This is a genomic window from Methylobacterium sp. J-077 (assembly GCF_022829365.1).
GTDB lineage: Bacteria > Pseudomonadota > Alphaproteobacteria > Rhizobiales > Beijerinckiaceae > Methylobacterium.
The window spans coordinates 9,203-26,180 of sequence record NZ_JAKSYJ010000017.1 but is presented as its reverse complement, the minus strand read 5'-3'; the positions used below and the strand labels follow the sequence as shown (position 1 = coordinate 26,180).

General features: G+C 63.9%; 27 protein-coding genes. 14 read left to right on the top strand and 13 right to left on the bottom strand.

Annotated features, from left to right (window positions below; translation table 11 throughout):
• Positions 1-206: 206 nt before the first annotated feature.
• The gene (locus tag MKL11_RS00535) at positions 207-695 is read right to left on the bottom strand and encodes a hypothetical protein (protein ID WP_243939300.1); all 489 of its coding nucleotides are present in this window, start codon (positions 693-695) and stop codon (positions 207-209) included.
• 197 nt (positions 696-892) lie between these two features.
• Between MKL11_RS00535 and MKL11_RS00530 the strand changes: the two genes are divergently transcribed.
• Genes MKL11_RS00530 through MKL11_RS00520 form a run of 3 tightly spaced genes read left to right on the top strand, consistent with a single transcriptional unit; the run spans position 893 to position 2,509 of the window.
• On the top strand, positions 893-1,240 hold the full coding sequence (locus tag MKL11_RS00530; protein ID WP_243939299.1) for a hypothetical protein: 348 nt from the start codon (positions 893-895) through the stop codon (positions 1,238-1,240).
• A complete protein-coding gene (locus MKL11_RS00525) occupies positions 1,233-1,448 on the top strand; it encodes a hypothetical protein (protein ID WP_243939298.1) in 216 nt (71 codons plus the stop codon). Before MKL11_RS00530 ends, MKL11_RS00525 begins: the two co-directional genes overlap by 8 nt.
• The gene (locus MKL11_RS00520) at positions 1,445-2,509 is read left to right on the top strand and encodes a site-specific integrase (protein ID WP_243939296.1); all 1,065 of its coding nucleotides are present in this window, start codon (positions 1,445-1,447) and stop codon (positions 2,507-2,509) included. The genes MKL11_RS00525 and MKL11_RS00520 overlap by 4 nt, the downstream gene beginning before the upstream one ends.
• Before the next feature lie 652 nt (positions 2,510-3,161).
• Here the strand turns inward: MKL11_RS00520 and MKL11_RS00515 are convergent.
• The 10 genes from MKL11_RS00515 to MKL11_RS00470 all read right to left on the bottom strand — a co-directional run bounded on the left by MKL11_RS00515 (position 3,162) and on the right by MKL11_RS00470 (position 7,341).
• Entirely contained in the window at positions 3,162-3,398 is a 237-nt protein-coding gene (locus tag MKL11_RS00515; RefSeq protein WP_243939294.1) for a hypothetical protein, read from the bottom strand.
• Between the two features lie 123 nt (positions 3,399-3,521).
• Complete coding sequence (locus tag MKL11_RS00510; protein WP_243939293.1) at positions 3,522-4,052, bottom strand: MucR family transcriptional regulator; 531 nt, start codon at positions 4,050-4,052, stop codon at positions 3,522-3,524.
• A 168-nt stretch (positions 4,053-4,220) separates the two neighbouring features.
• The gene (locus tag MKL11_RS00505) at positions 4,221-4,655 is read right to left on the bottom strand and encodes a hypothetical protein (protein ID WP_243939292.1); all 435 of its coding nucleotides are present in this window, start codon (positions 4,653-4,655) and stop codon (positions 4,221-4,223) included.
• 5 nt (positions 4,656-4,660) lie between these two features.
• The gene (locus tag MKL11_RS00500) at positions 4,661-4,897 is read right to left on the bottom strand and encodes a hypothetical protein (protein ID WP_243939291.1); all 237 of its coding nucleotides are present in this window, start codon (positions 4,895-4,897) and stop codon (positions 4,661-4,663) included.
• The gene (locus MKL11_RS00495) at positions 4,894-5,319 is read right to left on the bottom strand and encodes a hypothetical protein (protein WP_243939290.1); all 426 of its coding nucleotides are present in this window, start codon (positions 5,317-5,319) and stop codon (positions 4,894-4,896) included. The genes MKL11_RS00500 and MKL11_RS00495 overlap by 4 nt, the downstream gene beginning before the upstream one ends.
• Entirely contained in the window at positions 5,316-5,825 is a 510-nt protein-coding gene (locus MKL11_RS00490; RefSeq protein WP_243939288.1) for a hypothetical protein, read from the bottom strand. Before MKL11_RS00490 ends, MKL11_RS00495 begins: the two co-directional genes overlap by 4 nt.
• A complete protein-coding gene (locus tag MKL11_RS00485) occupies positions 5,822-6,163 on the bottom strand; it encodes a hypothetical protein (protein WP_243939286.1) in 342 nt (113 codons plus the stop codon). Before MKL11_RS00485 ends, MKL11_RS00490 begins: the two co-directional genes overlap by 4 nt.
• Positions 6,160-6,588 carry a DUF5681 domain-containing protein gene (locus MKL11_RS00480; protein ID WP_243939284.1) on the bottom strand — a complete coding sequence of 143 codons (429 nt, stop codon included), beginning with the start codon at positions 6,586-6,588 and terminating at the stop codon, positions 6,160-6,162. Before MKL11_RS00480 ends, MKL11_RS00485 begins: the two co-directional genes overlap by 4 nt.
• 59 nt (positions 6,589-6,647) lie before the next feature.
• On the bottom strand, positions 6,648-6,878 hold the full coding sequence (locus MKL11_RS00475) for a hypothetical protein (RefSeq protein WP_243939278.1): 231 nt from the start codon (positions 6,876-6,878) through the stop codon (positions 6,648-6,650).
• A 106-nt stretch (positions 6,879-6,984) separates the two neighbouring features.
• Positions 6,985-7,341, bottom strand: coding sequence for a hypothetical protein (locus MKL11_RS00470; RefSeq protein WP_243939276.1), 357 nt, complete (start codon positions 7,339-7,341; stop codon positions 6,985-6,987).
• Positions 7,342-7,427: 86 nt separating this feature from the next.
• On the opposite strand from MKL11_RS00470, the gene MKL11_RS00465 reads away from it, so the two are divergent.
• Complete coding sequence (locus tag MKL11_RS00465; RefSeq protein WP_243939274.1) at positions 7,428-7,688, top strand: hypothetical protein; 261 nt, start codon at positions 7,428-7,430, stop codon at positions 7,686-7,688.
• A 32-nt stretch (positions 7,689-7,720) separates the two neighbouring features.
• Positions 7,721-8,023 carry a hypothetical protein gene (locus tag MKL11_RS00460; RefSeq protein ID WP_243939272.1) on the top strand — a complete coding sequence of 101 codons (303 nt, stop codon included), beginning with the start codon at positions 7,721-7,723 and terminating at the stop codon, positions 8,021-8,023.
• Between the two features lie 311 nt (positions 8,024-8,334).
• Here the strand turns inward: MKL11_RS00460 and MKL11_RS00455 are convergent, their stop codons facing one another.
• Together MKL11_RS00455 and MKL11_RS00450 are read right to left on the bottom strand one after the other, a co-directional pair.
• Complete coding sequence (locus MKL11_RS00455) at positions 8,335-8,589, bottom strand: hypothetical protein (protein WP_243939270.1); 255 nt, start codon at positions 8,587-8,589, stop codon at positions 8,335-8,337.
• Between the two features lie 476 nt (positions 8,590-9,065).
• Positions 9,066-9,530 carry a hypothetical protein gene (locus MKL11_RS00450; protein ID WP_243939268.1) on the bottom strand — a complete coding sequence of 155 codons (465 nt, stop codon included), beginning with the start codon at positions 9,528-9,530 and terminating at the stop codon, positions 9,066-9,068.
• A 913-nt stretch (positions 9,531-10,443) separates the two neighbouring features.
• Here MKL11_RS00450 and MKL11_RS00445 point away from each other — a divergent pair.
• The 9 genes from MKL11_RS00445 to MKL11_RS00405 all read left to right on the top strand — a co-directional run bounded on the left by MKL11_RS00445 (position 10,444) and on the right by MKL11_RS00405 (position 16,962).
• Positions 10,444-10,674, top strand: a complete 231-nt coding sequence (locus MKL11_RS00445; RefSeq protein ID WP_243939266.1) for a hypothetical protein — start codon at positions 10,444-10,446, stop codon at positions 10,672-10,674.
• Positions 10,675-11,244: 570 nt separating this feature from the next.
• On the top strand, positions 11,245-11,598 hold the full coding sequence (locus MKL11_RS00440) for a methylamine utilization protein (protein ID WP_243939301.1): 354 nt from the start codon (positions 11,245-11,247) through the stop codon (positions 11,596-11,598).
• A gap of 62 nt (positions 11,599-11,660) precedes the next feature.
• Positions 11,661-13,337, top strand: coding sequence for a methyl-accepting chemotaxis protein (locus MKL11_RS00435; protein WP_243939264.1), 1,677 nt, complete (start codon positions 11,661-11,663; stop codon positions 13,335-13,337).
• Between the two features lie 198 nt (positions 13,338-13,535).
• A complete protein-coding gene (locus tag MKL11_RS00430) occupies positions 13,536-13,961 on the top strand; it encodes a hypothetical protein (RefSeq protein WP_243939262.1) in 426 nt (141 codons plus the stop codon).
• Between the two features lie 549 nt (positions 13,962-14,510).
• Complete coding sequence (locus tag MKL11_RS00425; RefSeq protein ID WP_243939260.1) at positions 14,511-14,801, top strand: hypothetical protein; 291 nt, start codon at positions 14,511-14,513, stop codon at positions 14,799-14,801.
• A gap of 108 nt (positions 14,802-14,909) precedes the next feature.
• Positions 14,910-15,065, top strand: a complete 156-nt coding sequence (locus MKL11_RS00420) for a hypothetical protein (protein WP_243939258.1) — start codon at positions 14,910-14,912, stop codon at positions 15,063-15,065.
• Positions 15,058-15,372 carry a hypothetical protein gene (locus MKL11_RS00415; protein ID WP_243939256.1) on the top strand — a complete coding sequence of 105 codons (315 nt, stop codon included), beginning with the start codon at positions 15,058-15,060 and terminating at the stop codon, positions 15,370-15,372. The genes MKL11_RS00420 and MKL11_RS00415 overlap by 8 nt, the downstream gene beginning before the upstream one ends.
• 175 nt (positions 15,373-15,547) lie before the next feature.
• Positions 15,548-16,417 (top strand): TIGR04255 family protein, encoded by an 870-nt coding sequence (locus MKL11_RS00410; protein ID WP_243939255.1) that lies wholly within the window; start codon positions 15,548-15,550, stop codon positions 16,415-16,417.
• Positions 16,414-16,962: a hypothetical protein gene (locus MKL11_RS00405; protein ID WP_243939254.1), complete on the top strand. Its 549-nt coding sequence runs from the start codon at positions 16,414-16,416 to the stop codon at positions 16,960-16,962. The genes MKL11_RS00410 and MKL11_RS00405 overlap by 4 nt, the downstream gene beginning before the upstream one ends.
• The last annotated feature ends 16 nt before the right edge of the window (positions 16,963-16,978 follow it).

Sequence of the window (16,978 nt, the reverse complement as noted above, 5' to 3'; positions counted from 1 at the left end):
ACGCGATCCTTGGCAACGGCCATCTCGCTCCTGGGATGGCTGTGCTAACCAAACCGTTTCCGATCGAAGAGATGGCCGCGCGCATCCGATCGATGATCGAGGCGAAGCAGTAGGACGTTCAGCGCCGCTCGCCTGTTTTGGGTCGGAGGTGGAATGTCCGCTTCGGGGCGGAGGGTCTGGGTCCGCTTGCCACCCTCTGCGGATGCTTAGCCCTGGGCGGCCAGCGCCTTCTGAATGACACCCTTGGCTTCGACCAAGTCGTAGAGCCGCTGCTGCTCCCCGGCATAGTCATGGGTTACTTGGCGCCGGCTCATGCCGCCGACCCAATCCTCATCCTCGACGCCGTCCGGGCTCATGATCTCCTGCAGCGCGGCACGGGCGCGAGAGTCCTCGGGCAGGTTGTGCGGCAAAATGTTCGAGGCGGCCGGGTTCTGGAGGAACCACGCCATCATCTCCCCGCTGATCGCGACGCGGTTGGTGAATTCGGCGATAGCGGCGTCAATGTGGGTCAGCGTCCCCTTCAGGCCCGTCTTTAGCAGGTAGCAGAGGGCGTCGTTGATGCTGTGGAGCCAGACATTGTTAATGTAGCCCTCTCCGCGGTCGGAGGGCTCGTCGAAGCCGATTTTGGTCAAGGCCTTGGCGGCGGCCTTGATCTCGGGGGGCATGCGAAGCGCGAATGCGGTCGTCTCGGCCATCGGGTCACCTCCTGATATTAATCGAGAACAATGATATCATTTTTTAAAATAATATCAATTACCCATCTTGATATCAATGCCTGCATGCCGGTAAAGCGGTATCGCTGACGTAAGGGTATACGGCTTGCGTTCACACCGATCACCGCGTAGCTTCCGATAATGTTTTTTCTCGGAAGTTACGCCGTTAGGTTCAACCTATGGCGACCATCCATCTGATAGACGGAACCTCGGGCCAGCTTTTGCCGGTAAAACCGCCCAAAGCCGCGACATGCAATGGGTGCGGCTACTGTTGCACCGTCGAGCCGTGCGCCCTTGCGGTCGAATACGTCGGCGCCGGCAAGGAAGGCCCGTGCCCGGCTCCGGAGTTCGAGGACGGCCGGGCTTGGTGCGGGCTCGTCCGGCACGCCAGCCGATACATGGATCTGCCGAATGACTGGGCTGATCAGATCATGGGCGAAATGTTCGCGGCGGCGTTGGGCGCCGGCCGTGGTTGTGATGCCGACGACTACACCCTGCCGGACGTTGGGGAGGCGAGCGATGCCTAAGCCGCCCGCTTGGCCGCCAACCGGCCCCGCCTCCATGAAGGGCGGCCTGGAATGGTTCGCCCGGACCTATGCCGAGGACGCCTATGCCAAGCTGCTCAAGGTCCGCGACGAGCTGGTGGCGCAGGGGTATCCCGAGAAGGTGGTCCGCGAGATGCTGAACAGGCAGGCGGACCAGTACGGCCTACCGCATCTGCCGAAGACGCCATGACCGACGACGCGCCCAACACCCTGCCGGCCGTGCTGCCCGCCTACACCAGCGGGTTGCCGGCTGCGGCCATGGCGCTCGTCCAAACCTACCAGCGGGCGAGCAAGGCCGCCTCGACGGTCCGCGCCTACACGGCCGACGCCAATGTCTTTCAGGCCTGGTGCGATCGGCATGGGTTCGAAGCCGTACCTGCTAGACCCGAAACCGTGGCCGCGTTCATCGTGGCCGAGGCCGAGGACGGGCGGGCCGCCTCGACCATCGGACGGCGTCTCGCGGCGATCAAGTACGCCCACCGGCTGGCGAAGGCCCCGGATCCCACCGACGACGAAGCGGTGAGGGCGGTCCTGAAGGGCGCGCGCCGCAAGATCGGGGTCGCCCCGGTCCAGAAGGCCGCTGCCACCGTCGATATCCTGCAGATGCTCTTGGCGCAGACGCCACATACCCTCACCGGCAAGCGGGACCAGGCCTTATTGGCACTGGGCTTCGCGGGCGCGCTCCGCCGATCGGAACTAGTCGCTCTCGACGTCGAGGACCTGCGCGAGGATCCGGCAGGCCTGCGGGTGCTGATCCGCAAGGCCAAGACGGACCAAGAGGGGAAGGGCGCCGAGGTCGCCATCCCTCACGGCCGCTTCGTCCGGCCCGTCGCGCTCGTGCGGGAATGGCTGACGGCCGCCGGCATCACGGAGGGGCCGGTATTCCGTCCGGTGTCTCGGTCAGGCCGAGTTAGGGGTGCGCAACTTGCGCACCCTTCCACTGGACCAAAGGCTGGGGAATTTCCCCAGCCTCAAGAGAGTGCGGCGAAGGGTGGCCAAGTTGGCCACCCTCGGCTCACAGACCGATCCGTCGCCAACATTCTGCAAAGCTACTGCACCGCAGCCGGCCTCGATGCCTCGACCTTCGGGGCGCACTCGCTGCGGGCCGGCTACATTACCAGCGCGGCCGAGCGTGGGGCCGACCTCACCCGGATCATGGATCAATCCCGCCACCGGGATCCCAAGACGGTCGTTGGCTACATGCGGCGGGCGAACGCCTTCAAGGATCACAGCGGGAGTGGGTTCTTGTAGAGCTGGAGTTATCAGGGGGTAAGGCTACAGCAGCGAGCTTCACTGCCAGAGCATCGTGACAGCCAGGAATGCGACCTGGAACGTAAGCATCACGCTGATGAGGGCCTTGGCTTCTCGGTCGTGGAGCGCCCAATCCTCGCGCTCTTGGCCAGTCATGTTGACGCCGCACTGGCACAACCGGAGTAGGTGAACACCATGCGCCCAGTTGGATCGGTTACGGTGGCGACACGAGGCCGGCCAGGCTTGCTGCTGTCGATCTCGTAGGCCGCGATCGTAGCAGCGTCGGCCTCATCCCTTGCATCGTAGATCCGTAGGGCGCTCCGCGGCACCCCGGCTTTTCCGATGCGATCAATCCTGACGCGGTATGTCATGCCGGGCGCTCCAGATTGAACGCCTGCTCCGTCCCCACGGGTCGGAAGAAACGGGAGGTCGGCGCAGGCAGTGCCAAGGTCGGCAAAAGACGATGACGCGGCAACATTACACATGGCCTGGATCATAAAACTAAATTTGACGCCTTTTGAATAATCCGTCTGAAAATTAAATATCTAGAAGTAACACTTGGACTAATTCCGTATTGAGCGCGGCAAAATAATAATATTTCACCGCGCACACCGGTCGAAAGCCGCGCCGACTTTCATGGCGTGGGACATCCTCAGGGATTGATCAGCGGGCTGTGCTTATCGCCGCCCAGCTTACCGGATCCGTCGTTGCTGTCAGAGTTGTAGGGATTTTGCTCGTGCCGCTGATCTCGAACCGGGTCGGGATAATCCGTCAGCGCGCGCCAGGGTGTAGCCGGGGTGCCGAGGCGAAGGGCGCTCGGGAGGCGGAACAGCCAGAAGGCGAGTGCCATCCACGGGACGACGAAGAACAGAAAGGCGGTCAGACCCATGGCGATCCTCCTGAAGGTGCCAACCGGATCTGATGAGATCAGCGGGCAGGTCGTTCCTACGCCCGCTGATCTGTATGGGTGTCGTCAAAAGATCGAAGTCGAAGCCGGATCTACGGTCTCTCCTTAGGCCTCAGCGGCTTCCTTGGCCTTCCGCGGCCGCCCGGCAGCGCTCTTCGGCTTGTCGGAGATGGTCGCTGCGTGTTCCGAAGCCTTCGAAGCTGCCTTCTTGCGTTGTTGGCCGAGCCCTAGGCTCTTGGCGAGGGCCGAGCGCTGCTCGGAGTAGCTGGCGGCCGTGGACGGGTAGTCGCGCGGCAGACCGTAGCGCTCCCGGTACTGCTCGATCGTCATGCCGTTGCCGGTCAGGTGACGCTTCAGGGTCTTGTACGGTTTGCCGTCGATGAAGGAGATCAGCGCGTCGGGGGTGATCGACTTCCGGATCTGGGATGGGGTCAGTTTCTCGGTCGCCGGGGCCGCGGTGGCGCTGCCCTGGCTCAGCCCGGCAATCGCAGCATGCACACTGGCGAGTAGCTCCGGCATGTCACCGGGCCGGACGGCGTTTTTCGACACGTCGGCCGAGACGATGTCGGCGGTCAGTTCAATGAAATCGACGGGCTGGGCGTCGAGGGTCTCTGCGTCTTGATCCACAATGCACATGTCTTTTGGAAGGACAACACACTCTTCCGCTATGATTGAAAAGGCAATGCATCATGGCGAGGAATTTTCTTGTCTATTGTTGACATCTGCAATGATGCATTGTCCCGAGCTGACGCCGCTCAGCGGCTTCGATGTCGTTGCCGCACAGGTCCCCGCGACCCTCAGCTCTCAGAGCAAAAAATCATAGACGGCTTCAGGAAACCGATTGTCCGGTGACAAGAACGAGTGGTGCTGGACCTCTTCAGGCATCTCGTAGAACAGCGCCTCAACCACACCGCCGAACGTCGGCCCGTCGCAATCCGGAACTGCCCCTTTGAGGGCGAACAGGCGTACCTTGGCGTCCCGCCGCCGAGCGTTCAGGTCTTCACCGGCCGGGCTTTCCGATCCTGCGAGAAGCGCCGCCCTGAAGATTTGAGGGCTATCGTAGCCCAGGCCGCGCGCCATCCCGGTCGCGATGCTGTCACTCCCAGCAAGACCCCCGAGATGGTAGGCCACCAGGACATCAAGCAGCTTGGCGATCGGGTGTAGGGGCTGCGGCGCCGTGCTCGACGCGCCCAGGGCCTCCAGCTTCTCCAACCGCTGGCGCAGGCTGGTGACGTTCATGGCGGTCACTCCCACGGCGCGGGAGCGCCCTTCAGCATCGCGTCGTAGTCGGATGCGAGTTGATGCACGGTCGCGGTCGCGAAGTATGCCTCGGCCTCCGGCGAACACGGATCGTCCTCGCGCGACGTCGCCTCGTACTGGCGGGCGGCTTCCTTGCGCTCCTCGGGCGTGAGCCTGATGGGCGCGGCGGCGCGGGTTGCCTCCAGAGCGGCGAGGCGCTTTTCGAGAGATGTCGAAATCATAGGCTCACCCATTCTGCCGCCGCGCTAACCTGATCTGGGTCGGCGTCGCGGTGATCCGCGAACGTCTCGGGCAGCGTCGTCAACAGGGCGGTAAGCGCCTCGTGGTTGGCCAACATCTCGGACGCGGATCCGCCCCCGAACGGCGTCAGCATCCGCATCACCGCACTGTTGTGCTGCGAGCCCCAACCGATCACGGCGGTGCGCTCCGCGACCATAGCGGCGTGCATCACGCCCGCCGTCCGGAAACCGAGCGCTCGCGCCTCGCCCGCGGCCACATCTTCACCTGGACGGAGATCCCCGAGGTAGACGGCGAGCAGGAGACGTACCAGGCGCAACGCCGGGCTGAACGAGGTCTCCAGCGCGACCGGCGCGGTCTGGGTAGCCTCCAGACGGGCGAGGCGGGTCAGCAGGTTCGCGGTCATGCCGGGACTCCTTCCGACATCCCGAAGAAGGTGAGCGCCCGGTGGATGCTGGCCTCGGCCCGGTCGAACTTCGGGTGCTCGGACGGCCAGTGATGCGGTGTGCCCGGCAGCCGCGCCGCCTTGGCGTGCGCGATCTCATCCAAGGTGCCAACCATCATCTGGAACATGGGACCTTTGCCGATCCCCCGTGCCGATGGGTTCTGGACGTACTTCTCGACCAGTGCCGCGTGGGCCGCCTCAATCCGCCTCTGCCAGTCATCAGGATCGGCGATGCAGCGGGCCTTCATGTCGTCGCGGTCAATGTAACCGAGGCCGCGGGCGAACCCGTCGCTGATGCTGTCCTGCCGGTAGGAGGGCGCTGGTTCGGGCGGCCGAGGATACCCGCCGAGGGCGATGGCGACGGCGTACAGGTTCGTCTCCACCAACTCGGGCGGCATGGGTACGGCGGCTTCCGCTGCCTGCCCTGCTTCGAGGCGCGCAAGGCGCTTCATCAGATCCGAGATCATCGGGCGCCTCCGGGGCTGTCCAATTTGAACGTGAAGGACGACCCGGCGCCGACCGGCCAGTCGGCTTTTCCGGCTCGGGCGCGATCATCCTCCGTCACTAGAGCCGGGCTCAGGTCCCGAAGCAGCGCACAGCCGTCATGCTCGTTGGCGGCGAGGTTCATGACGAGCACGCTGTCGTCCTCGTGGATCGCGTGGCCACGCTCACGGAGGAACGTGACAATCTCGCCCACCGACATTCCCCGTGGCGCCGCGACCCGGAAGGCGAGGTGCTTGCCTTGCGAGGGCGGGGCCTTGGCGGTCTCCAGCCGGGTCAGCCTGTCCACGAGCCTCGGGATCATCGCTTGCCTCCTGCGGCCTGCTCCAGCGCGCTCAGCCGCGTCGCGAGATCTACGGCCTCGATCGCCTTCGTGTGGGCCTCGACCAGCTTCGACAGTTCGGCTGCCTCACTCGGTGTGATCTCACCGTTCGCTACGCCCTCCAGCAGCGCGCGGGTCGCCTTGGTCAGGTCGGCCGCCGTCTCGATCTCCGGTAAGGTGAACGTGATCGTCTTGTCCTTCCGAGGCGGGCACAATCGGTCGAGGCAAAGCCGCATCGCCGGACCGTCGCCGTCCAGCGCCATCTCGATCGCCTTGCGGGTCAGGGCTTCGGCCTCACCGTCCAGCAACGCCTCAACAGCCTGCGTCGCACGGTTGCGAGCCCCCTTCGGCCTGCCGGCTGGATTGCCGCTGCGACCAGCACCGAACTGTGTTTCTTCGCTCGGCATGGCTCAACCTCGGGCCGCTTCGTGGCCCTGTAAAAGCAGGAGAGAAACAGGCGTGGGCATTATCGGCAGCACCTCGCCGTGATGTCCTTCAGCGGCAGATCCCGGTCGGCCGCGACCATGATCCGGATGATGTTGTGGTCCTCGGCCTTTAGGTCGTGACCACATTCCCGGAGGAAGGCTTCGGCGGCGCCCTCCGGTAGGTTCTTCGGCCCCTGGATCGCGAACTGGCGCACCTTGCGGTGCTGCGGGGGGCGGATGGCGCTCTCGAGTTTCTGGAGGCGAGCGTTCAAGTCTCTCATATCGCTACCTATTCACCGTCCTCATACCATGGAAACCGTGAAGCAGTATCTACGCTTTTACGGCATCCCTCGTTGCAGGCATCCATGTTTCGCGCTGTTACTGCATCCATTGAAGGCAATCGTCCGTCTCACATTGACCGGACAGATGACCGTTGCTGCTGTCCCGAGCCCAAGCCAACCGGCCCTTGCAGATGGGGCACTCGATGGTGCCGCTGCCGCTGCCATCCGCCTGGATCGTCGCGAAGACGCGCTGCATCGGGCCTGCCTCCCGGCCGAGCACCAGGGCATCAAGACCGTCAGCGAAGCCGCGCAACGCCTGGATAGCGGCACGGTCCCGGACGCACGTCGCGCCCTCGCGGGTCTCCAAGGTGACGGCGACGATCAGCGCAGCCTCGCGGGCGGCACGGATACCGGCATTGAAGGCCGCGATGTCGCGGGCGGTGAAGCTGTCCATCAAAACGATCCAAACCCAACATTAGATAAAGTTCGTAAATGGTAGATGGTCAAAGAGGATCTGTACCTTCAAATCGAGTGTCATCCATGACCCATCAAATGGAAATTCCGGTAAATTTCTGGGCCGAGCTTGAGCGCAACGTTTCGTCAAAAGTAGGCGATGCTCTTAACACAGATGAAGTTCCGCATGAGTTGCTGATTTCGTACCTGCGGGATCTGGAGGTCATGGCGCGAACAGCGTGTGACAGCCGCCAGACGGTCCAGATCATCGCGTCCGGGCGTAGCCTTCTCGGTGACCGGGAGGTGCTCGGGCCGAAGGATTGCGCATTCTCATACGCGCACCTGTGAACGGGATGGGCTTCGGGACGGTGGGCTATGTCATGACCGAGCATGCGTTCGCGGTCCTGCTGGCCTCCGCCTTCACCTTCGGATGTGCGGCGATCTACGAGTTGCGCGAGCACGCGCGGCACCTCACGCCGATCCTCGCCAGCGTCACGACCGGCTTGGTTCTTCTGGCCGGTATGATGGCGCTCGCTCAGAACGGGGCCATCAGTCCCGCCGACGGGTCGAAGCCAGCCCCCGTTGGCCGAGCCCAAGCGTCCTCGTGGGGTTCGGAGATAAGAATGGCCGCGGTCCAGAAGCCGAGCACGGTTGAGATTAGGCGAGCGCTTAGCGAAGAATAGATCAGCCTCTATCTCGTGAGCTACCGGGATGCCCGCGTTGAAGGCAGTGCACTCGCGGGGCGTCATGCGCGTACTCGCCCGCCGGGACCGGGGAGTAGATCTGCCCAGGCCGCACGGACAACTATCGTCCTGGCGTCGGCGTTCGCCCTTCGGGTCGGCGAGACCACCGGCATGGTCGGCCTCGATGCCCTTGCGGCGGAGCGCGCCCTTGAAGGCGATGGCGGCTGGGGCGCCGGATCCGACCCGCTCTATGCCTTGGACGAGCGCGATGATGGAAGCGGCGGTGACGACCTCGGGCGTGGGGGCGGCACTCATGCAGCATCCCGCAGGTGGTCGAAAAACTGCTCAAGCTCCAGGTCGTGGTCATCGCACGTCTCGCCGACCCGAAGGGCGAACGCCTCCATCACACCGTCTGCGCGCCGGATGATGCACCAAGGGGCGTAGCCCGGACCGGGCTGGAAAGCCCAATGCTGCACCTCGGCAAGCGTCTGGCGGCGGAGGCGGTACTCACGATCTGGGTGAGCCCGAAACCACATGCGGTCGATCTGGGTGGCATGTATGACCACCTCCTCAGGCAGCGTTGTTCTGAACAGCGGCTTCAGCCTCGAACTCCGCCATCTCCTCGTCGGTTGCGGCGACGCTCGAACACCACGCCATGTGCACTGGGATCGGCATCTCGTAGGTCGGCACCCGGTAGGATCGCGGAGCACAATGCGAAGCCGGGCGACCCGATCTACGATACCGGCCGGACGCAGCGCGGCGGGGCGATCCTGAAAAACAACCCGTCGCTCGAAGACGCGATCATCGGCGTCAGGGAGAGTGAGCGGTTCGGTCCCGGTGAAGAGGGCGGTCGCGCCAACCATGCCCGCACTTGGTTGCCGACCGTGCGCGCCCAAGAACCGACAGCAGCCCCGACTTCAAACGCCGCCCCGGCGCCGAGCGCAGCCCCCAAGGTTCTTCCCAACCTTGCGGGCGCTGCCCAGAAGTTCGGCGACGGCATGACCTGCGCTACGCCTCCAGCGTGTTCGCCTGACGACCCTTCTCAGGGATCAGTACCCGCTCGGCCTGGGCATAAGGCGTTGAATTGGGAGAGGGCGGTGTAGTAGCCCGAAGCCGTACTGGCATCGAGCGGTCCGCTGGCGCCGATGATGACGAACTTCGGCCCGTCGCCGTTGCGGCGATTGGGTCCGGCGAACCGTAGCTGATCACCGTAGAGCGTGGTGAACTTCCCGGTCTGGCAGTTGCCTCGCAGATCGTCGTTGATCCGCACCTCGCGGAGCGTCTGCTGCACGCATTCATCCGAGTTGTTCTGCTCGTACTCGGTGCAGAACTCCTTGGCGTTCTCGCGCGTGTGTCGAACGTAGATCACGGCTCGGCTGGTGCCGATCCCCTCGATGCCCGTGACGGTCACTTCCATCCCAGCGCGCGAACCGTAGGGGATGCGTCCGGCCGCGATTGTCGGCACAACCTGCGAGAGCAACACGACGGCAGCGAGGGCATAGCGCATAGCTAGGATCATTCCGGTAAGTTGAGTTGCCGTTTGACGGCCGCACATTCTGCTGGCGAAGGAGCCGGACCCTCCAGCCGAGGATCATCGGTCAGTTTAACCCCGAGACATTGGACCAACTTACGCTTCAGTGGGTTTTCAAGCGCTCTCGAAAACCCCTCCAGTGACTTGATCGCGCTGTAGGGATCGCCGCCGGATCTTATAGCTGCGTAGGCGAAGCTCTCGATTTTCTCAGGATCTGAGTTTATGCGCCGATCAAACTGCTCGGGCGTCTTACCTTGAGCCGCGGCATATTTCCGGACGGCTTCCTTCGCTTTCCAGAAAGCGTTCTCGGCATCTGTCCGGGTAGTAGTTGATGGTGGCCGTACCTGGGGGCTGGGTCCGCCCTTGTTCGCGGGATCGCCGGGCGATCTCGGACGGGACGCCGGGGGATACCAACTGTTGCCGCCCAGTGCCCGTGAGATCTCATCGTTGGTGGATGCGTGGCCTTGCCCGAATGCGACCCCAGGGAAACCGAAGGCCAGCAAGGCGAGGGCGTAGCGCATACTGCACAGGTAGGCATGCCCCCCTGAGGTTGTCGAGATGGTCTCGCGAACCTACCGCAAGATCGGCGCGTTGAGGGGCATGAGCGCCCAGCCCTCCATCTCGCCGGACCTCGGCCGCCTCGCGATCACGGAGAGCGCGCTGGCAGCAGCGGACGGTCTCTGGCGAGCCGAGATGCGCCGAAACTACGGACCGGATGGCGTTCTGATCTACGCCTATGCCCCTGAAGGTCAGGGCGACCTCGGAACACCGCTCCGGCGATCCTATGAGGCTCGACGGGTCGCCGTCGCGTTGTGGCGTCTCACGAGCGGCGTCGGGGCTGAGGAAAGGTCGCGTTGCGAGACTACCATCGGCCGTCTACAGCCCGCCCATGCCGGACAAGCTCAACGCCCTCCTCGAACGCCTGAAGGCGCACCAGCGCACGCTCATCATGGCGATGACTGAGCATGATGGCCTGCCAGCCGGAAGCGCCTTGCGCCAGGTTGCCGAACTGGAGAACGTCATCGCGGCCGTCGAGGCGGTGGCGGGCGAGGAAGCAGACCGAGAGCGACGGTCCGGCTGTTATTTCCGGGTCGGCACGAGGGCGTTCGTGGTCTCGTAGTCGATCACCGCGGCGGCCCGAAGAGGGGCGTGATGCGGTCCGAAGCGGTGTTGAACCCGGGAGCGGCAGGGGCGCGGAAATGGGGTCGTGTTCCCTACAGACCAAGGCACCCGTAGTCACGGGCCGTGCCGGGCGAGCCGATCCGCACTGGGGTGCACAGGTGTGTAGAGAACATCTCCGAGCCTTCCCGAACAGCTACGAACGTCCGAGAGCGTCGGCGCGGCTTCGGCCTGATGCGCCTTGCTTCGATCGGCTTCGGTTTAACGGTGATGCTGAGGCGGTGGGAAGACGGCTGTATACGGCTGAGGGACGGCAGCGTGCGGCAAGGCGCGGTAACTGCCGGCACCGGTACGGTAAGTCGCACGGTAGCATGAGGGTATCATACCACACGCACTGAGGGTGTGGGCAGCTCGTCTTGCAACGTGTCCAGCTGCTTCACCGTTGTCTACCGCATGAGCCTCATTGGATCACATCCTCGTTATCGCATTGAAGACGTGGAAGATTTTCGGCCAACCTTAACGAGCTGCATTCAGTATCCATCCCACGGGTCACCGATCTGTGGTGGTGCAGATGCTCTATATCAACCAGAGATTGTTTCAGACACTCGTATTGTGTGCCATGGCTTCCCTGGCCGTAGCCAGTAGCGCCATCGCCAGCTTGCCAGACGCGGATCACCTCATATCGCAGAAGGGCAAGCAGTTCGGACCGCGGGACGTCGCCCTGCACACCGGCGAGCACATCACCATCGTCAATGACGACGGTAATTTCGTCCACCACGCCTACATCGAGGACGATGAGTTCGCCTTCGACTCCGGTGACATTGAGCCCGGCGCCCGAGCCGTCATCACCTTCCCGAAGGAGGGCGATTTCACCGTCCTGTGCGGCGTCCATCCGAAAATGAAGCTCGCCGTCCGCGTGCGGTAGGCTGCCGACTTGCACCACGGCGGCTTGCTGACCTGTTTAATATAAACTTAAAGTAGAACCTCATGGTCTTCCATATCGGTACCCGCATCCAAACTGTTACCTTGATCGCGTTGGGCGGGATGGCCACGCTGGTTGGCTTGGCGGCCTGGGACATGTCCGCAACCATCACCGATGCGCGTGAGCTGAAGACCCGTGACCTCGTAGAAACGGCACAGGGGGTACTCGCGTACTTTGAGGGCGAGGAGCGCGCCGGCCGGATGAGCCGTGATGCCGCCCAGCAAGCGGCCGTGGCGGCGGTTCGGGGCCTGCACTATGCGGGCAGCGAATATTTCTGGATCCAGGACATGCACCCGCGCATGGTGTTGCATCCCAAGGCCGACCTAGTCGGCAAGGACATCGCTGGGATCGTCGACCCGGCTGGCAAGCACCTGTTCGTAGATGTGGTCGAGCGGGTGAAACAGTCGGGGGCAGGGTTCGTCCCATACCTGTGGCCGAAGCCGGGCTTGGATCAGCCCGTGGCGAAGATCTCCTACGTGAAGGGTTTCGCGCCGTGGGGGTGGATCATCGGATCGGGCATCTACGCGGACGACACGGCGGCGCAGATGCGCCCGACCCTGATGCGTCTACTAGGAGGTGCATCCATCGTCGCCGCGATGATCGGTCTTTTCGCTACGCTCATAAGCCGTAGCGTAGTGCGGCCGCTACGCGCCATGACGGCATTCATGACCAATCTCGCCGCAGGAGATCTAAGCCGGGAGGTACCAGGCGCGGAACGCCGCGATGAGATCGGCGCGATGGCATCGGCAGTTCAGATCTTCAAAGATGGCCTGATCCGCATGAAGGCGCTGGAAGAGGAGACTGCGGAAGCCCGCTTGGCTGCCGAGGAGCAGCGCAAGATGGGAATGCGCCAGATGGCCGACGGGTTCGAGGCAGCGGTCGGCGGGATCATCGGCATGGTGTCGTCCTCGGCCACTGAACTGCAGGCCACTGCGCAGACGATGACCGCCACCGCGACTGAGACGGCCAGTCAGTCGACTACGGTCGCAGCTGCGGCCGAGGAGGCGGCCAGCAACGTCAACACGGTGGCGGCGGCCGCCGAAGAGCTGGGCTCGTCCGTCCAGGAGATCGGTCGGCAGGTCAGCGGTTCAGCGGAGCTGGCACGCTTAGCCGTCGGCGAAGCCGATCAAACGGGTGCCCTGGTGCAGGAGCTGAGCAGCGCCGTGGCGCGCATCGGCGATGTGGTCGGGCTGATCTCCTCGATCGCCGGACAGACCAACCTGCTGGCGCTCAATGCCACGATCGAGGCCGCACGGGCAGGCGCCGCTGGCAAGGGCTTCGCCGTCGTCGCCTCCGAGGTGAAGGCACTCGCCGAGCAGACCGCCAAGGCCACGAGTGAGATCTCGGGTCAGATCGCCCGGATCCAGGCTTCCACCGGCCAAGCCGTCACATCGATCGGCGGCATCACCGGACGGATCCGTGAGATCAGCGGCGTGGCGACATCGATCGCAGCCGCCGTCGAGCAGCAGGGGGCGGCCACCCAGGAGATCGTGCGCAACGTCAGCCAGGCCGCGATGGGCACTGGCGAGGTGACGAGCAACATCTCGGGCGTGGCTGGCGCCGCCGAGGAGACGGGTGCAGCAGCGAGCCAGGTGCTCGGGGCGGCCTCCGAACTCTCACGCCAGTCCGAGCACCTCGCCGCCGAGGTCGGACGCTTTCTGGCGACCGTGCGGGCTGCCTGAGGCGTTCAGGTCTTCCAGGGCCGCACTGAACCAATTCACCAAAGGGGCTGCTTCCTCCACGTTAGGAGGCGGTAGCCCTTTCTGCATTTTGAGGCCCCCGTCAGCCTCGCTGCGCCCGGCTTCGGCTCAAATTGGGCGCACAGAGCAAGGAGCATCACTGCTACGCTTTCTTCACCATAGGTGCCGCAGGCCCCCGCTATGCCGATCCGGCCCGAGCACCGCTTCTTCTACCCGATCGACTGGCGCGAGTTGTCGATGGCGATCCGCTTCGGCCGGGCGCAGGGGCGCTGCGAAAGCTGCGGGCGGCCGCACGGACAGATGATCTACCATCTTGGTGACGGGCGCTGGTGGGATGCCGAAGCGAGCCGCTGGCGCGATGGGTGGGGCCACCGGATCCGGGTCAGGTCGGGCACCGACATCCTCGGCCGTGCCCGCCGAACACACGTCGTTCTGGCAGCAGCCCACCGGGATCACGACACGGCCAACAACGCGGATGCCAACCTCGCGGCGTTCTGCCAGCGCTGCCACATGATCCACGACCGGCCGGAGCATCAGAGACGGCGCCGGCGCACGCTGTTCCGGCGGAAGGCGATGGGGGACTTGTTCGGCGGGCCTTATGCCTGACTGCAGGCATCCGTATCTCGGATGTAACCGTGAAGATCACCGGTCGTTCATGTGCTCGCATGCCCTCTGCGGGTCCGTGTCACGGAGACCACATGCGAGCACTCTTCACCGGCGCCGCCCTGCTCGTCCTCGCGGCGGCCGGGGCTTCGGCGCAACCATATGATGATCGGCGACCACCCCCGCCGCCCGGCGAGGACTACGACCGGCCCCCGCCGCCCCGCGAGCGCTTCCGGCCGCCGCCGGGCGACGACTTCGACGACGACAGGCCGCCGCCCCCGCCACATCGCCGCGGGCCGCCCCCGCGCGACTTCGACGATGACGACGGGCCGCCCCCGCCGCGCCATCGCGGGCCCCCGCCGCCGGACGATGACGATAGGCCACCGCCCCCGCCACCGCCCCGGGGTTACTGAGGGGAAGCCGAAGGGCTTCGTTAACCGACCCGTCGCACCCTAACCGTGGCCGCTCATCAGCGGCCGCACCGGGGGGTCCGGTGGATTACGGCCCTGCGCGCCGACGCGCGCGGGGCCGTTCACGCTCACGAGGTCTGCGATGCGTGGCTCTCTCCTGCGGACCGGCGGCACGGCCGCCTTGACCGCTCTCATCCTGTTTGGCGCCCATCCGGCGGCCCAGGCACGCGACGGCATCGGCGTCGGCGGGGCCGCAGCGCTCGGCGTTCTTGGCGGCGTGGTCGCCGGCACCGCGATCGCCTCGGCAAACAACCGGCCGGTCTACGCTGCACCGCCGCCCGCCTATGTCGAGGAGGTCTGCCACATCGAGCGGCGCGGGTTCATCGATCCCTACGGGGTCGAGCACATCCGGCGCGTTCGGGTCTGCGAGTAAGGCGAGCCCGAGCGCCTCGCGTTCGCTTTCCGTACCACTGTGCCTAAGGCGTAGCAGCCGGCGCCTTACGGCTCAGCTAAGGTCCGAGCGTCTCCTTGAGGCGCTCCCATGCTCATCCCCATGCTCAACATCCGCCGCCTTGTTCTCGTCGGGCTGATGCTCGTCAGCCTCGTGGCCTTGGCGGATAGTATGGCCAGGAATGAGCTGCATAACGCCATGAGCGACATGGCCTTCGCCATGTCGGGCAGCACGTCCGGTGAATAGCCGGGCGGCACAGCTCCAGGGCCTGGCCTTCCTCGTGGCCCTCGTCAGCGCTGGACCGGCCTCGGCCCTGACGGCCGAGCTGGGCGACCTGCCGGCCATGGAGAAGGCGTGGCACAGCTGCGTGCGCGAGGGGTACGACCGGCAACCAGAGCGCGGCAGCAAGCCGGGACGTGAGCGCCAGGCCCTGGACAAGTGCAAACCGCACGAAGTCGCCTACGTTGTTACGCTGATGGCGGCCCGACCCGATGACCCCGACATGCCCGTGCAAGGCTGGGCACGGACGTGGTCTTCGTTGTGGATCCTGTGAAGGCGTGGATCGAGGCCCTGCAGCGCTGAGGCGGTCGCCAAGCGCCGGCATTTACGCCTTGACCAAGAGAGGGCATCCCCGCTCTTCCCATCCCACCGACAAGGGGGTTTAAGGCGTTGTCCACCGATCTTTGCTGGTGTGCCCAGCAGGACTGCGCAGAGCTCGAAACCACCTGATGCCATCGCCCTCGCCCGAGAACCTGTTCCGGCCTATCCACGACGCTCATGCGATCTTGGAAGAAATGGTCTTTTTCGAGTTCTCTCCGCCGCTTGAAGAGGCAATGCCGGGTCTGATTGCGCTCAAGGATGAGTTGAAGGCCGACTTTCCAACGCATGAAGTGCTTAATACAATAAAAGTTCATTTCACACATCAAGACCAAAAACCGCCGGAATTATCATCCCCTGAACTAAACAAGGCAGCTGGCATTAGATTAATCAAGCTAGATGTAGATGGAACAATAAATCAAAACATCTTGATTGGCCAGGAGTCTGTGGCGCTATCTTGTCTCAAATATTCTGTTTGGTCAGATATATGGCCAGAGCAAAAGAACCACATATCCAAGATATTCGCAAAAATTGTTGGTACATCGTCGTTTCTAACCGGGATCGGAATGCGTTGGGTCGACCAGTTTATCTATGATGGCGACCTATCTGCCTATGAAGCATCAGCATTACTCAAAACATCCTCTTCGTACCTCCATAACAGCGCTTTTCGATCCGGCTCACGATGGCATTGCCACACTGGATGGTTCGACGCAGGGACCTATCCCGGCCGTGAAGTGCTGAACCAAGTGAACCTCGATGCGGGGCTCGCCAACGTGGCTGGCGAGATGCGTACCGCGGTCACCGTGGCTCACACACAGATCCTGCGCGTAACACAGCTGCCTGATGAGCTAGCCACCTTCATGCCCCATAAAGGGACTGGCCTCGACACGTTGTCTGGGTTGATGGACGCCTTACATGATGGCAACAAGCGCATCTTAGATGATCTCCTGATCGACTCGATGAGCGAGCGGATCGGCCTGAGGTCGAGGCAAACAGCATGACTGCGGCACATCTGGCGACAGGAACGGCGGCACCGATCGGCCCGATGGCCGCCGGTGTATTCGCGCTCGACCGCCGCTTTGTGCCGGTTGTGGCTCTCTCTGCCTTGCTTACGACGACTCTGCCGGCGCTTGCGGGCTACGACACCCACCGGTACGAGGACACTGCCCTTGAGACGCGGCCACCCGTCGCCCTGTGCGACGAGCCTATGACCGTCAAGCGTATCCGTGCACTCGGGGCTTACGACGCAGGCTGGGATGGTCCTGAGAGCATTGGGCCCACCTTGGAAACGGTGAAGCAGGCCGTTGCCTTTGCGCGCGACCTGCACGCACTTGGCGACATCGCGCAGCCTTACATCAGCCTCGCGAATGACGGTGAGATCAACTTTTACTGGGACACGCCACACTTGGCGCTGGATCTCGGTTTCACTGGAACAGGGCGCTACTCGTATTATGGCCGGACGCCGGGCGGTGTTGAGTTCGCCGATGACGAGGCCGAGCTTGGCCAGCCCCTGCCAGCTGATTTGATCGCCGTCCTGCGCGCCTGAACCGCACCTGCACAGG

Excerpts from the sequence above, each read along its gene's own strand:
- MKL11_RS00535 (WP_243939300.1), bottom strand. The coding sequence starts at position 695 with ATGGCCGAGACGACCGCATTCGCGCTTCGCATGCCCCCCGAGATCAAG.
- MKL11_RS00530 (WP_243939299.1), top strand. The coding sequence starts at position 893 with ATGGCGACCATCCATCTGATAGACGGAACCTCGGGCCAGCTTTTGCCG.
- MKL11_RS00525 (WP_243939298.1), top strand. The coding sequence starts at position 1,233 with ATGCCTAAGCCGCCCGCTTGGCCGCCAACCGGCCCCGCCTCCATGAAG.
- MKL11_RS00520 (WP_243939296.1), top strand. The coding sequence starts at position 1,445 with ATGACCGACGACGCGCCCAACACCCTGCCGGCCGTGCTGCCCGCCTAC.
- MKL11_RS00515 (WP_243939294.1), bottom strand. The coding sequence starts at position 3,398 with ATGGGTCTGACCGCCTTTCTGTTCTTCGTCGTCCCGTGGATGGCACTC.
- MKL11_RS00510 (WP_243939293.1), bottom strand. The coding sequence starts at position 4,052 with ATGTGCATTGTGGATCAAGACGCAGAGACCCTCGACGCCCAGCCCGTC.
- MKL11_RS00505 (WP_243939292.1), bottom strand. The coding sequence starts at position 4,655 with ATGAACGTCACCAGCCTGCGCCAGCGGTTGGAGAAGCTGGAGGCCCTG.
- MKL11_RS00500 (WP_243939291.1), bottom strand. The coding sequence starts at position 4,897 with ATGATTTCGACATCTCTCGAAAAGCGCCTCGCCGCTCTGGAGGCAACC.
- MKL11_RS00495 (WP_243939290.1), bottom strand. The coding sequence starts at position 5,319 with ATGACCGCGAACCTGCTGACCCGCCTCGCCCGTCTGGAGGCTACCCAG.
- MKL11_RS00490 (WP_243939288.1), bottom strand. The coding sequence starts at position 5,825 with ATGATCTCGGATCTGATGAAGCGCCTTGCGCGCCTCGAAGCAGGGCAG.
- MKL11_RS00485 (WP_243939286.1), bottom strand. The coding sequence starts at position 6,163 with ATGATCCCGAGGCTCGTGGACAGGCTGACCCGGCTGGAGACCGCCAAG.
- MKL11_RS00480 (WP_243939284.1), bottom strand. The coding sequence starts at position 6,588 with ATGCCGAGCGAAGAAACACAGTTCGGTGCTGGTCGCAGCGGCAATCCA.
- MKL11_RS00470 (WP_243939276.1), bottom strand. The coding sequence starts at position 7,341 with ATGGACAGCTTCACCGCCCGCGACATCGCGGCCTTCAATGCCGGTATC.
- MKL11_RS00465 (WP_243939274.1), top strand. The coding sequence starts at position 7,428 with ATGACCCATCAAATGGAAATTCCGGTAAATTTCTGGGCCGAGCTTGAG.
- MKL11_RS00460 (WP_243939272.1), top strand. The coding sequence starts at position 7,721 with ATGACCGAGCATGCGTTCGCGGTCCTGCTGGCCTCCGCCTTCACCTTC.
- MKL11_RS00450 (WP_243939268.1), bottom strand. The coding sequence starts at position 9,530 with ATGCGCTATGCCCTCGCTGCCGTCGTGTTGCTCTCGCAGGTTGTGCCG.
- MKL11_RS00445 (WP_243939266.1), top strand. The coding sequence starts at position 10,444 with ATGCCGGACAAGCTCAACGCCCTCCTCGAACGCCTGAAGGCGCACCAG.
- MKL11_RS00440 (WP_243939301.1), top strand. The coding sequence starts at position 11,245 with ATGCTCTATATCAACCAGAGATTGTTTCAGACACTCGTATTGTGTGCC.
- MKL11_RS00435 (WP_243939264.1), top strand. The coding sequence starts at position 11,661 with ATGGTCTTCCATATCGGTACCCGCATCCAAACTGTTACCTTGATCGCG.
- MKL11_RS00430 (WP_243939262.1), top strand. The coding sequence starts at position 13,536 with ATGCCGATCCGGCCCGAGCACCGCTTCTTCTACCCGATCGACTGGCGC.
- MKL11_RS00425 (WP_243939260.1), top strand. The coding sequence starts at position 14,511 with ATGCGTGGCTCTCTCCTGCGGACCGGCGGCACGGCCGCCTTGACCGCT.
- MKL11_RS00420 (WP_243939258.1), top strand. The coding sequence starts at position 14,910 with ATGCTCATCCCCATGCTCAACATCCGCCGCCTTGTTCTCGTCGGGCTG.
- MKL11_RS00410 (WP_243939255.1), top strand. The coding sequence starts at position 15,548 with ATGCCATCGCCCTCGCCCGAGAACCTGTTCCGGCCTATCCACGACGCT.
- MKL11_RS00405 (WP_243939254.1), top strand. The coding sequence starts at position 16,414 with ATGACTGCGGCACATCTGGCGACAGGAACGGCGGCACCGATCGGCCCG.